Origin of the sequence: Blautia sp. MSK17_66, from assembly GCF_020538025.1 — a bacterium.
In the GTDB taxonomy this organism is placed as follows: Bacteria; Bacillota; Clostridia; order Lachnospirales; family Lachnospiraceae; genus Blautia_A.
This window is the reverse complement of the sequence record NZ_JAJBNQ010000002.1, coordinates 163,300-176,737: the sequence shown is the minus strand read 5'-3', so window position 1 is coordinate 176,737 and position 13,438 is coordinate 163,300. Positions and strand designations below refer to the sequence as shown.

General features: G+C 46.2%; 12 protein-coding genes. All 12 read left to right on the top strand.

All coding sequences use genetic code 11. The features are described 5' to 3' along the window. The 12 genes from LIR34_RS02130 (at position 1) to ilvN (ending at position 13,409) form a co-directional block, all read left to right on the top strand. Positions 1–1,485: a glutamate synthase subunit beta gene (locus tag LIR34_RS02130; protein WP_173901647.1), complete on the top strand. Its 1,485-nt coding sequence runs from the start codon at positions 1–3 to the stop codon at positions 1,483–1,485. A gap of 127 nt (positions 1,486–1,612) precedes the next feature. Beyond that, positions 1,613–2,920, top strand: coding sequence for a type I glutamate--ammonia ligase (gene glnA, locus LIR34_RS02125; protein WP_173901648.1), 1,308 nt, complete (start codon positions 1,613–1,615; stop codon positions 2,918–2,920). Positions 2,921–3,009: 89 nt separating this feature from the next. Next, positions 3,010–3,558: an ANTAR domain-containing response regulator gene (locus tag LIR34_RS02120; protein ID WP_161286038.1), complete on the top strand. Its 549-nt coding sequence runs from the start codon at positions 3,010–3,012 to the stop codon at positions 3,556–3,558. A gap of 49 nt (positions 3,559–3,607) precedes the next feature. Next, a complete protein-coding gene (gene aspS / locus LIR34_RS02115) occupies positions 3,608–4,939 on the top strand; it encodes an aspartate--tRNA(Asn) ligase (RefSeq protein WP_173901744.1) in 1,332 nt (443 codons plus the stop codon). Between the two features lie 43 nt (positions 4,940–4,982). Then, positions 4,983–5,276: an Asp-tRNA(Asn)/Glu-tRNA(Gln) amidotransferase subunit GatC gene (gene gatC / locus LIR34_RS02110; protein WP_161286036.1), complete on the top strand. Its 294-nt coding sequence runs from the start codon at positions 4,983–4,985 to the stop codon at positions 5,274–5,276. 13 nt (positions 5,277–5,289) lie between these two features. Beyond that, on the top strand, positions 5,290–6,765 hold the full coding sequence (gatA, locus tag LIR34_RS02105) for an Asp-tRNA(Asn)/Glu-tRNA(Gln) amidotransferase subunit GatA (protein ID WP_173901649.1): 1,476 nt from the start codon (positions 5,290–5,292) through the stop codon (positions 6,763–6,765). Then, positions 6,762–8,207: an Asp-tRNA(Asn)/Glu-tRNA(Gln) amidotransferase subunit GatB gene (gene gatB, locus LIR34_RS02100; RefSeq protein WP_161286034.1), complete on the top strand. Its 1,446-nt coding sequence runs from the start codon at positions 6,762–6,764 to the stop codon at positions 8,205–8,207. Before gatA ends, gatB begins: the two co-directional genes overlap by 4 nt. Positions 8,208–8,236: 29 nt before the next feature. Then, complete coding sequence (locus LIR34_RS02095; RefSeq protein WP_173901650.1) at positions 8,237–9,451, top strand: LL-diaminopimelate aminotransferase; 1,215 nt, start codon at positions 8,237–8,239, stop codon at positions 9,449–9,451. 132 nt (positions 9,452–9,583) lie between these two features. Beyond that, on the top strand, positions 9,584–10,852 hold the full coding sequence (locus LIR34_RS02090) for a M18 family aminopeptidase (protein WP_173901651.1): 1,269 nt from the start codon (positions 9,584–9,586) through the stop codon (positions 10,850–10,852). A 22-nt stretch (positions 10,853–10,874) separates the two neighbouring features. Beyond that, a complete protein-coding gene (locus LIR34_RS02085) occupies positions 10,875–11,687 on the top strand; it encodes a Cof-type HAD-IIB family hydrolase (RefSeq protein WP_173901652.1) in 813 nt (270 codons plus the stop codon). A gap of 18 nt (positions 11,688–11,705) precedes the next feature. After that, positions 11,706–12,758: a tyrosine-protein phosphatase gene (locus LIR34_RS02080; RefSeq protein WP_173901653.1), complete on the top strand. Its 1,053-nt coding sequence runs from the start codon at positions 11,706–11,708 to the stop codon at positions 12,756–12,758. A gap of 153 nt (positions 12,759–12,911) precedes the next feature. After that, on the top strand, positions 12,912–13,409 hold the full coding sequence (gene ilvN / locus LIR34_RS02075) for an acetolactate synthase small subunit (RefSeq protein WP_022214762.1): 498 nt from the start codon (positions 12,912–12,914) through the stop codon (positions 13,407–13,409). The last annotated feature ends 29 nt before the right edge of the window (positions 13,410–13,438 follow it).

Below are 13,438 nucleotides of genomic sequence, written 5' to 3'. Positions count from 1 at the left end.
ATGGGAAAGCCAACAGGATTTTTAGATTATAACCGAGAGACAGCCAAAGTGCTGCCTCCAAAGGTCCGGATTGCAAATTTCAATGAGTTCCGGACTCCGCTCAGCAAAGAAAAACAGAGACTTCAGGGAGCTCGCTGTATGGCCTGCGGCGTTCCTTTCTGTCAGTCAGGAATGATGCTTGGTGGAATGGCTTCAGGCTGTCCGCTGCACAATCTTGTACCAGAGACAAATGATCTGGTGTATACAGGAAACTGGAAACAGGCATATTTAAGACTGTCCAAGACCCACAGTTTTCCGGAATTTACCTCCAGAGTATGCCCGGCACTGTGTGAGGCTGCCTGCACCTGCAACTTAAACGGAGAACCGGTTGCCACAAAGGAAAATGAGAGAGCGATCATTGAAACTGCTTACAAAGAAGGCTGGGTGCAGCCTCAGAAACCGAATGTACGTACCGGTAAGACGATTGCTGTAATTGGAAGCGGACCGTCCGGACTTGCTGCAGCACAGCAGCTGAACAGAAGAGGACACAGCGTCACAGTCTATGAAAGAAGTGACAGACCGGGTGGACTTCTCCGCTACGGAATCCCGAACATGAAACTGGAGAAATCTGTTATAGACAGAAGAATCCGTCTTATGGAAGAAGAGGGAGTAAAATTTGTCCTTAATACAAACGTGGGCAAAGACATCAAAGCAGAGGAACTTCTGAAACAGTATGACAGAGTCGTGCTTGCCTGCGGTGCATCAAACCCGAGAGACATCAAAGTGCCGGGAAGAGAAGCAAAAGGAATCTACTTTGCGGTGGATTTCCTGGGAATGGTCACAAAGACACTTCTGGACAGCAATTTTGACAAAGTTCCTTATGAACTGGCAAAAGGAAAAAATGTCCTTGTTATCGGCGGCGGTGACACAGGAAATGACTGTGTGGGAACTTCAGTCCGCCTGGGTGCAAAATCTGTAACTCAGCTTGAGATGATGCCGAAGCCACCGGTGGAGCGTGCCGCAAACAATCCGTGGCCGCAGTGGCCGAGAGTCTTAAAGACAGACTATGGCCAGGAGGAGGCAATCGCAGTTTTCGGGCATGATCCTCGAATCTATCAGACAACCGTCACAGAATTCATTGCCGACAAAAACGGTAACGTGTGCAAGGCAAAGATTGTAGATCTCAAAGCGCAGAAGGACGAAAAGACCGGAAGAATGATGATGGTTCCTGTTGAGGGAAGTGAAAAAGTTATCCCGGCAGATCTGGTTCTGATCGCGGCAGGATTTCTCGGAAGTCAGAAATATGTGACAGATGCCTTCCATGTGGCAGTCAATGGAAGAACAAATGTTGATACAAAGCCGGATGATTATGCAACTTCGGTACCGCGGGTATTTACAGCCGGTGATATGCACAGAGGACAGTCACTGGTCGTATGGGCGATCCGCGAGGGCCGGGAGGCTGCAAAAGCAGTAGATGAGTCCCTGATGGGATACACAAATCTCTGAGAAAAAAACGTTGACAAAGACCATGTCGGTTGCTATAATACCTGCATGAACAAAGGCGTTCTTTCGGAGGGTTACCTTCCGGAAGTACGCCCTTTTTTTTATACTTAAATCATAAGGAGAGAATGGCATGGGGAATTATACCAGAGAAGAAATATTACAGATGGTTGAGGAGGAGGATGTAGAGTTCATCCGTCTTCAGTTTACTGATATGTTCGGTGCGATCAAAAATATTGCTGTCACTGCCCGGGAACTTCCGCGTGCATTAGATAATCAGTGTATCATCAACGCGGAACAGATTGCGGGAATGGATCCGGAGAAGGGATCCGATCTCTATCTTCGTCCGGTACCGGATACATTTGCAATCCTGCCGTGGCGTCCGCAGCAGGGAAAAGTTGCGAGAATGATCTGTGATCTTTACTGTCCAGATGGTACACCATACAAAAACAGTCCGAGATATATTCTTGAGTATGTAGCGAAAGAAGCAGAGCAGGAAGGATATACCTGCTATATCGATCCTGAGTGTGAGTTTTTCTTATTCCACACAGATGATAATGGAAATCCTACAACGGTGACACATGAAAAGGCCGGATACCTGGACATGAGTCCTCTGGATCTCGGCGAGAATGCAAGACGTGATATGGTACTGACACTGGAAGATATGGGAATGGAGGTGGAATCTTCTCACCATGAGGCAGCTCCGGCACAGCATGAGATTGATTTCAGCTATGGTGAGGTGCGTGATATTGCAGACTGTATTATGACTTTCAAGATGGCAGTCCGCATCGTGGCAAAACGTCACGGCCTTCATGCAACCTTTATGCCGAAGCCGAAATCAGAAGTAAATGGTTCCGGAATGCATATCCAGTTTTCTTTATTCAAAAACGGCAGAAATCTGTTTGAGGATACTGATCATCCGGGAGAACTCAGTGAGGAGGCACGCTATTTTATAGGAGGACTTCTTGCACATAGCAGGGAGATGGCACTGATCACGAATCCGATCGTGAACTCCTATAAGCGTCTTGTGCCGGGATATGATGCCCCGACAGAGCTTACCTGGACAGAGCACAATCAGAATTCTCTTGTCCGTATCCCTGTGACAAGAGGCGAAGGAACAAGGGTGGAACTGAGAAGTCCGGATGCGGCTTCGAATCCATATCTGGTATTTGCAGTATGTCTTGCAGCCGGACTGGATGGAATCCGAAATAAGATTTCTCCTGCAAAATCGTCTAATATTGCCAATCAGGATCAGGCACCTGAGCATCTTCCGGAGACACTGAAGGATGCGATTGAGCTTTTTGAAAACAGCGAATGGATCCGCGGAATACTGGGCGAGGATTTCTGCAAAACCTATCTTTCAGCCAAGAAGGATGAGTGGCTTCGTTATACCAGACAGGTGACAGACTGGGAAGTAGAGGAATACCTGTATCGCCTGTAAGCACATAAGACGAAAAAGAGTAACTGTTCACAGGTAATATCCCGCTGTGAACGGAGTGAACAGTAACGACAAAGAGGAGAGACACTTGTATGAGCAGCATCGTGATCGCATTACCCCAAATTGAAGATGCAAAAAAAATCCGTGCAGTTCTGGAACGGCATGGGTTTATCGTTGCATCTGTATGTACAACTGCATCAAATGCTCTGTCAAGTGCGTCTGAACTTGGAAGCGGTGTGCTGATCTGCAGCCACCGGCTTCCGGATATGAATTATCTGGATCTTTCGGAATGTATGCCGAGAGAATTTGAAATGCTGCTGCTTGCATCTGCGAGGGTGATCTGTGAGGTGCCGACATCGATTCTGTCGGTACAGATGCCGATTAAGGCGAGTGATCTTGTCAATACGGTAAATATGATCCTGACGCAGCAGGAGCGGAGAAGACGAAAAGAGAAACAGAAACCTAAGGCACGGTCCTGGAAGGAACAGAATTATATATCCAATGCCAAAATGATGCTGATGCAAAGGAATCATTTAAGTGAAGATGAAGCCTATCGTTATATTCAGAAATCCAGTATGGATTCCGGGACAAATATGGTAGAAACTGCACAGATGCTTTTGATGCTTTTATATGATGGATGACAGACTGAAAAACTTTTAAGAGGCTTATATATATATGGAGGATGAGGAAATGGAGTTTTTGGATGGTACATGGAAAAAAGAAATCAGTTCATGGGAAGATTTACTGGGAGAATCTCTTCTGAATCAGGAAGTTGTTCTGGAAGGTGCAGTTCACAGCATCCGTAATATGGGTGATGTTGCATTTGTGATCCTCAGAAGAAGAGAGGGGCTCTTTCAGACAGTTTTTGAAAATGAAAAAGCAGATATTTCAATCCATGATCTCAAAGAGGCGATGACAGTTCGTGTAAGGGGAATCCTGAATGAGGAGAAACGTGCTCCTCATGAAAGAGAGATCCGTATCCGGGAGGTTGAGATATTGTCACAGCCGGCAGAGCCGATGCCGCTTGCGATCGACAAATGGAAATTAAACACATCTCTGGAGGCCAAACTGAATCTGCGTCCGATCGCACTCCGTAACATCCAGGAACGATCCAAATTCAAGATTCAGGAAGCTCTTACCCGTGCTTTTCGTGATTACCTTTATGAAAACGGATTTACAGAGATCCATACACCGAAGATCGGAGCAAGAGGAGCCGAGGGTGGAGCGAACCTTTTTAAATTCAGCTACTTCCACAAACCGGCAGTGCTTGCACAGAGCCCACAGTTCTACAAACAGATGATGGTCGGTGTGTTTGACAGAGTGTTTGAGACAGGACCGGTATTCCGTGCAGAGAAACACAACACCAAGCGTCATCTGAATGAATACACCAGTCTTGATTTTGAGATGGGATATATTGACAGCTTTGAAGAGATCATGGCAATGGAAACAGGATTTCTTCAGTATGCAGTTGAGCTTTTGAGGAAAGACTATGCTAAGGAACTTCAGATCCTCAAAATCCAGCTTCCAAAAGTCGACAAGATCCCGGCGGTACGTTTTGACAAGGCCAAAGAACTTGTCGCTGAGAAATATAACCGTAAGATCCGCAACCCATATGATCTGGAACCGGAGGAGGAAGCTCTGATCGGAAGATATTTCAAAGAAGAATACGATGCGGACTTTGTATTTGTAACTCACTATCCGTCCAAGAAACGTCCGTTCTATGCAATGGATGATCCAAACGATGAGAAATTTACGTTAAGCTTTGACCTTCTTTTCCACGGACTTGAGGTGACGACCGGAGGACAGAGAATCCATGACTACGACCAGCTTAAAGCCAAGATCGCAGCAAGAGGCATGGAAGAAGAAGGAATGGAACAGTATCTGGATACCTTCAAACATGGTATGCCGCCACATGGAGGACTTGGTATCGGACTGGAGCGTCTGACCATGCAGCTTCTTGGAGAAGAAAATGTCCGTGAAGCATGTCTGTTCCCGAGAGATCTGAACAGACTGGAGCCGTAACTGTGCAAAGGCAGTATTCCATAAGAGAAGGAGGAAAAGTCAGATGGCAAAAATTATAGATGACGAGACAATTGAAAATGTATGTATCCTCGCAAAGCTTTCTTTGACGGATGAAGCGAAGGAGAAGGCAAAACAGGATATGCAGAAAATGCTCGATTATGTAGAAAAACTGGACGAGTTGGATACAGATGGCGTGGAGCCGCTGTCTCATATTTTTGGTGATGAAAATGTATTTCGTGAGGATGTTGTGACAAACGGAGATAACAGGGAAGCAATGCTCATGAACGCACCGAAGGAAAAAGAAGGACAGTATCAGGTACCAAAGACCATTGGATAGAGGAGAATATATTATGGAACTGGAGACAATGACAGCCCTTGAGCTGGCCAGAAAGATCAGACAGCGTCAGGTAAAAGTCTCAGACGGTGTCAAAGAGGTTTTTGACCAGATTGAGAAAAAAGAAGGCAAAGTACACGCATATCTTGATATATATAAGAAAGATGCCCTTGCAAGAGCAAAAGAAGTAGAGAAGGGGATCATGGATGGCACTTATACAGGTCCACTTGCCGGAGTGCCGATCGCAGTCAAAGACAACATCTGCATCAAAGGCAAAAAGACAACCTGTGCATCAAAGATCCTGGAGAATTTTGTACCGCAGTATAATGCGGAGGTCATCGACCGTCTGGAAAAAGCCGGAATGATCATCATCGGTAAGACAAATATGGATGAATTCGCCATGGGAAGTACGACAGAAACTTCTGCCTATGGCGTAACAAGAAACCCGTGGAATCTGGAGCATGTACCTGGTGGTTCATCAGGTGGCTCCTGTGCCGCTGTGGCAGCAGGAGAGGCTTATCTGGCACTTGGTTCTGATACCGGCGGTTCTATCCGTCAGCCAAGCTCTTTCTGCGGTGTGACCGGAATCAAGCCGACCTATGGTACAGTTTCCCGTTATGGACTGGTTGCCTATGCTTCTTCCCTGGATCAGATCGGACCTGTGGGAAAGGATGTGGCAGACTGTGCCGCACTTCTGGAAGTGATCGCAGGACACGATCCGAAAGACAGCACGTCTCTGGATCGTAAGGATCTTGATTTCTCAAAGAGCATCGAGGAGAAAAAACTTCTCGGAATGAAGTTCGGTGTGCCGAAGGAATTCCTTGCAAAGGGGCTTGACCCGGAAGTCAAAGAGGCATTCATGGATACACTCAAAGTCCTCACCTCACAGGGAGCGATTGTAGAATTTTTCTCTGTGGAGACTATGGAATATATGATCCCAGCCTACTATATCATCGCCAGTGCGGAGGCAAGTTCCAACCTGGAACGTTTCGATGGTGTCAAATACGGCTACCGTGCAGCTGAGTATGAAGGACTTCACGATATGTACAAAAAGACCAGGACAGAAGGCTTCGGTGAGGAAGTCAAGCGTCGTATTATGCTTGGTTCGTTTGTACTGAGTTCCGGTTATTACGATGCCTATTATCTGAAGGCACTTCGTACAAAAGCTCTTATCAAACAGGAATTTGACCGTGCCTTTGACAAATATGATGTGATCCTTGCACCGGCAGCTCCTTATACTGCACCGAAAATTGGAGAAAGCCTCAAGGATCCGCTTGCCATGTATCTTGGCGATATCTATACCGTTGCCGTAAACCTCTGTGGTCTGCCTGGAATCACAGTTCCGTGCGGTCAGGACAAAGCCGGAATGCCGATTGGTGTCCAGATGATCGGAAACTGCTTCGGAGAGCACAAGATCCTCCGTGCAGCAGCTGCGTATGAAGCAGAAAGAGGGGTATTTCCAACTCCTCTGAAAGGAGGCAGAAAGGCATGAAACAGTATGAAACCGTCATCGGTCTTGAGGTTCACGTAGAACTTGCGACAAAAACAAAGATTTTCTGCGGCTGCTCGACAGAATTTGGTGGAGCACCGAATACACATACCTGCCCGGTCTGCACCGGAATGCCGGGTTCTCTTCCTGTACTGAACCGTCAGGTTGTTGAATTTGCACTCAAAGCCGGCATCGCGGCAAACTGTCAGATCAACCAGTACTGCAAATTTGACAGAAAGAACTATTTTTACCCGGATAACCCGCAGAACTACCAGATATCACAGCTTTATCTGCCAATCTGCCATGATGGCTGGGTAGAGATTGAAACTTCTGCCGGAAAGAAAAAAGTCCGCATTCACGAAATGCATATGGAAGAGGATGCCGGAAAGCTGATCCATGATGAGTGGGAGGACTGCTCTCTGGTAGACTATAACCGAAGTGGCGTTCCACTGATCGAGATCGTATCCGAGCCGGATATGAGAAGCTCGGAGGAAGTCATTGCCTATCTTGAGAAGCTTCGCTGTATGATGCAGTATCTTGGTGTATCTGACTGCAAGCTGCAGGAAGGTTCCATGCGTGCCGATGTCAACCTGTCCGTCCGTGAAGTCGGCAGTGAAACCTTCGGAACGAGAACAGAGATGAAGAACCTGAACTCCTTCAAGGCAATTGCAAGAGCGATTGAGGGAGAGAGAGAACGTCAGATCGAGCTGATCGAAGAGGGAAGAGCCGTTGTGCAGGAAACCCGCCGCTGGGATGACAACAAGGAATCCTCTCATGCAATGCGTTCCAAAGAGGATGCCAAGGATTATCGTTATTTCCCGGATCCGGATCTTCCGCCGATCCATATTTCAGATGCGTGGATCGATGAGATCCGCAGTTCACAGCCGGAACTTCGAGAAGAAAAACAGCTTCGTTATCAGCAGGAATTTGAGCTTCCGGCATACGATGCAGGAATCCTTACAGAATCCAGACATCTTTCCGAGCTGTTTGAGGAAGTGGCAAACCTCTGCGGCAGCCCGAAAAAAGCAGCAAACTGGTTTATGGGAGAAGTTCTCCGTCTGACCAAGGACAAAGGTCTTGATGTGGAGAAGGTTTCCTTTACACCAGAACATCTCTCAGATCTGATCCAGATGGTAGAGAAAAAAGAAGTCAGTGCACAGAATGCAAAAAAAGTCTTCGAAAAAGTCTTTGACGAGGACATTGAGCCGGTATCCTATATTGAGGAGCACGGTCTTAAGATTGTGGAGGATACAGGACTCCTCAATGATACACTGCAGAAGATCATGGACGAGAATCCCGGACCGCTTGAGGAACTTCTTGGCGGCAAAGAAAAAGTTTTCGGATTTTTTGTCGGAAAAATGATGAGAGAACTCAAAGGCAAGGCAAGCCCGGATGCAGTCCGTGAGGCAATTGTCAAAGAAGTAGAAAAGAGAAAAAATCAGTGATAATCTGATAGTACAGGAGATGTAATATTATGGTAACAGTAAATAGAAATTATCTGAAACTGCCAGGCAGTTATCTTTTTTCCACTATTGCAAAAAAAGTATCTGCGTATCAGGTCGCAAATCCGGATGTTGAGATCGTGCGTCTTGGAATCGGTGATGTCACACAGCCGCTTGCACCGGCAATCATCGAGGCACTTCACAAATCTGTAGATGAGATGGCAAATGCCGAGACTTTCCATGGCTATGCACCGGATCTCGGATATGAATTCCTGAGAAGTGCGATCGCAAAAAATGACTATGAGGCACGCGGATGCCAGATCAGTGCCGATGAGATCTTTGTTTCTGACGGAGCCAAAAGTGATTCTGGAAACATTCAGGAGATTTTTGGTACAGATAACAAAGTAGCAGTCTGCGACCCTGTTTATCCTGTATATGTAGATACAAATGTTATGGCAGGACGTACCGGCGATTACAACAAAAAGAACGAGAACTTTGACGGAGTGATCTATATGCCGTGTCTGGAAGATAACGGTTTTCTTCCGGAACTTCCGGTGGAAACTCCGGATATTATCTATCTCTGCTTCCCGAATAACCCAAGCGGTGCAGCGATCACGAAGGACAAGCTCCAGGAATGGGTAGACTATGCAAACAAGAATGGTGCTGTGATCATCTACGATGCCGCCTATGAGGCTTATATCACAGAGGAAAATATTCCGCACAGTATCTATGAGTGTGAGGGCGCACGTACCTGTGCGATTGAGCTTAGAAGCTTTTCCAAGAATGCAGGATTTACCGGCGTACGTCTTGGTTTTACAGTTGTTCCGAAAGATCTTGTCCGTGAAGATGTTGCCCTTCATGACCTCTGGGCACGACGCCACGGAACCAAGTTTAATGGTGCTCCATATATCGTACAGAGAGCAGGTGAGGCTGTTTATTCTCCGGAAGGAAAGGCACAGCTGAAAGAACAGGTTGCCTACTATATGAGAAATGCACATACCATCTATCATGGACTGAAAGAGGCAGGATATTCTGTATCCGGTGGTGTGAATGCTCCGTATATCTGGCTCAAAACACCGAATAACATGAGCTCCTGGGATTTCTTTGATCATCTTCTGGAGACAGCCCACATTGTCGGCACTCCGGGATCAGGATTTGGTGCACACGGAGAAGGATTTTTCCGATTGACGGCGTTTGGAACCTATGAGAATACGTTAGAGGCAATCCGCAGGATCAAAGCTTTATAATAAAAAAATGGCAGCAGGGTGTCGGGACGGCACCCTGTTTTTCCGTCTGTGAAGGTGAGATTGGCATTGTCAGGAGCAAAATAATAACGTATAATCAAGGGCAGAACAGACAGATGAGGAGTTTGATGAGATATGTATTATGAAACAACAAAAGAACTGCTTGATTTTATTAAAAAAAGCCCTACCGCATTCCATGCAGTAGAAGAGATGCAGAACAGACTGACAGAAAAAGGCTTCCAGGTGCTTTCCGAGAAGGAACACTGGAAACTGGTTCCGGGAGGAAACTATGTGGTCACACGGAATCATTCGGCACTGATCGCCTTTTCCATACCAGAGAAGGAATCCTGGAAATTCCACATCATTGCCAGCCACAGTGATTCACCGTCTTTCAAGATCAAAGAAAATCCAGAGATCGTAGTAGAGAAGAAGTATGTGAAGCTGAATGTGGAGAAATATGGCGGTATGCTGATGGCACCATGGTTTGACCGTCCGCTGTCCATCGCCGGTAGAGTGATCGTTCGAAGAGAAGGAAAATTAGAAGAAAGACTGGTCAACTTTGACCGTGATCTGGTGATGATCCCGAATCTTGCGATCCATATGAACCGTGAGGCAAACAGCGGAATCTCCTATAATGCACAGAAAGATATGCTTCCGTTATTCAGTATGGGCGGAAAGGATGTGTCTTTGCAGAAGCTTCTTGGAGAACAGCTTGGCGTAGATGGAAAAGACATCCTGAGCCATGACCTTTTCCTCTATGACCGCATGGAAGGCTCCATATGGGGTGCAGAACGCGAATTTGCCTCCTGTGGCAGACTGGATGACCTGCAGTGTGCATTTGCTTCCATGGAGGGCTTTGTGCGTGCAAAGAAGGCGGACTGCATCGCTGTTCACTGTGTTCTTGATAATGAAGAAGTTGGAAGCGGTACAAAGCAGGGTGCGGCATCTACCTTCTTAAAGGATACACTGCTTCGCATTCATAATGGTTTGGGCAGAACCTATGAAGAATATCTGATGACGCTTGCAGACAGCTTCATGATCTCGGCGGACAATGCACATGCCCTGCATCCGAACTATGCAGATATGACAGATCCGGTCAATCATCCGCTTTTGAATGAGGGAATCGTCATCAAATACAACGCAAATCAGAAATACTGTACAGACGCGGTTTCTGCGGCATTCTTCAAAGATCTCTGTGACAGGGCAGAAGTTCCGTATCAGACCTTTGTGAACCGTTCTGATATGGCGGGAGGATCTACACTTGGAAATATTTCCAATACACAGGTTCCGATGAACACGGTAGATATCGGTCTTCCACAGCTTTCCATGCATTCACCGTATGAGACTGCCGGAGTAAAGGATACCAGTTATTTCATAAAAGTGGCAGAGGAATTTTTTGCATAAATTTACATAAAGAGGAAAGAGCATGAATACGGAAAAGAAAGCAGTATTTTTTGATGCGGACGGCACCATCTGTGACATGGAAAAGGGTGTTCCGGACAGTGCACTGGAAGCGATCCGCAAACTGAGAGAAAACGGACATGAGGCATGGCTGTGCACCGGAAGAAGCAGGGCTTTTGTGCCGGGATATCTGGAGCAGATCCCGTTTACCGGCATGATCAGTGCCTGCGGAGCGACGATCGAGAAGGATGGTGTCCGGCTGTATAATAATGAGATGACGCCGGAAGTGGCGAAGCTTTCTGTTGAGGTCCTTCGTAAATATGGTCTGGTCCCGGTTATGGAGGGAGCAGATTTTATGTATTATGATAAGGACGAATATACGCTGGAGATCAACTGGTACCGTGATCTCATTACTGAGGCACTTGGAGCGAAATGGAGACCGATCCGAGGATATGAGGATACTATGCATATCAATAAGATCAGTGCCAAGATGACAGCGGGCTGCAATGACAGACAGGCATGTCTGGAACTGTCACAGTATTATGATGTGATCCGTCATGAAAACAATGATTTTGTAGGAACGACAATCGAGCTGGTTCCGAAGGGCTGTAATAAGGCTGTCGGAATTGCAGCGGTATGCCGGATTTTTGATATCCCATGGGAAAATACAGTAGTATTCGGGGACAGCAACAACGATCTGTCCATGTTTGAATATGCGGCAACAAAGGTGGCTATGGGCAATGCCTCAAAGAAGATCCGGGAACTGGCAGACTATGTGACCACAGATATGTTTCACTATGGAATCCGGAACGGACTCACAAAACTCGGCCTGATCTGAGAAAGGCAGGAGAAAGATATGAAATTTGGAAAAATAAGAATCGAGGACGGAAATTTTATCTTCGCAAAAAGAATGCTGATCAATTATCTTCCATGTAAAGATATCCTGTGGGCATATATGAGACGCGAAGGTGTCGAGGGTGGAATGCACAAGCAGTTCAGCACCAGCTCGCTGGTGATCATTACCAGACGCCGGAAGCGTTATGAATTTGAGATGACAGACAAAGAGATCAGAGACTGTATCCAGCTTCTTAAGGTCCTGAATCCGGAACTTGCGACAGGATTTCCCAAAGGAGCCAGGATTCCACTTAAAAGTCTTCCAAATACCCGCGATCTCGGTGCACTTATAGCAAGGGACGGAAGGCATATTCTTCCTCACAGGCTTCTGCGCAGCGGCTGTCTCTATCATATATCTCTCCAGGATGAGGATACCCTGCTTGACGAATATCATTTGTCAACTGTTGTTGATTTTCGTACCAGAATGGAAATTCTGCAAAAACCGGACAGTATTCTGGAGGGAGTAGAGTACCATGAGATTCCGATCGTGGACGAAGAGACCCTGGGAATCACAAGATCAAAAGGTCTTCTGGAGATGCTGCTTGGATTTGACCAGCCAATCGATGAATTTATGCAGAAACAGTACATTTCTTTTGTGCGGGATGATTTTTCCGTAAAAGAGTATGCGCGTTTTCTGGATGTCCTTCTGCATCAGGAAGATGGGGCCGTACTGTGGCACTGCAGCATGGGAAAAGACAGAGTGGGTGTCGGAACTGCACTTCTTCTCTGTGCACTGGGAATTTCGAGAGAAACGATCATGGAAGATTATCTTCGGACAAACCGTTATCTGGAGGAAGATTTACAGCATATGATCCGGCTTCTGGAGACCAAGATGATCGTGGACAATGAAACCATGGATAAGATCAAAGCTCTGTATCGTGTAAAAGAAGAATATCTGGAAGCCGTTTTTGAGACGATCGAGCAGGATTATGGAAGTGAGGAAGTGTTCATGAGAAAGGCTCTTTATCTGACTCCGAAGGCAATAGAGGCACTCCGCAGAAAATATCTTGTATAAAAATACAGAAAAATGGCGAAATGTATGCGTTAGTATACAAATACAGCAAAATTTGACGTTGACAAACGAATTAATATTGCTATAATGTAAAACATGCAGACAATTTTACAATGGAATTGTTTAAAAGATTAAAGTGGTGAAAGCAGGTGGGTTATGCAAAAGAGAATTTTGTCCCTGTTAGTAGATAACACCGCAGGTGTTTTGAGCCGTATTTCCGGACTTTTCAGCCGTCGCGGTTATAATATTGACAGCCTGACAGTTGGTGTGACTGCAGATGAGCGTTATTCCAGAATGACAGTTGTATGCAGTGGAGATTCCATGATTCTGGAACAGATCACCAAACAGCTTGCCAAGCTGGTAGATGTAAGAGATATCAAGGTTCTTGAGCCGGATAACAGTGTGAGTAGAGAACTGGTTCTTGTGAAGGTCGCAGCGAGACCGGAGCAGAGAGAGGGAATCATTTCCATCGCAAATATCTTCCGTGCCAACGTCATTGATGTCGGCAAGACTTCCCTGGTCATTGAAATGACAGGAAGCAAGAGTAAGTTAAGTGCTCTGATCGACCTTCTGGGAGAGTATGAGATACTGGAACTTGCAAGAACTGGTATTACCGGACTTTCCAGAGGTGCCAGTGATGTGAAATTCTTATAGGAGTTTTACATAATAACAGTGTTTGCTAA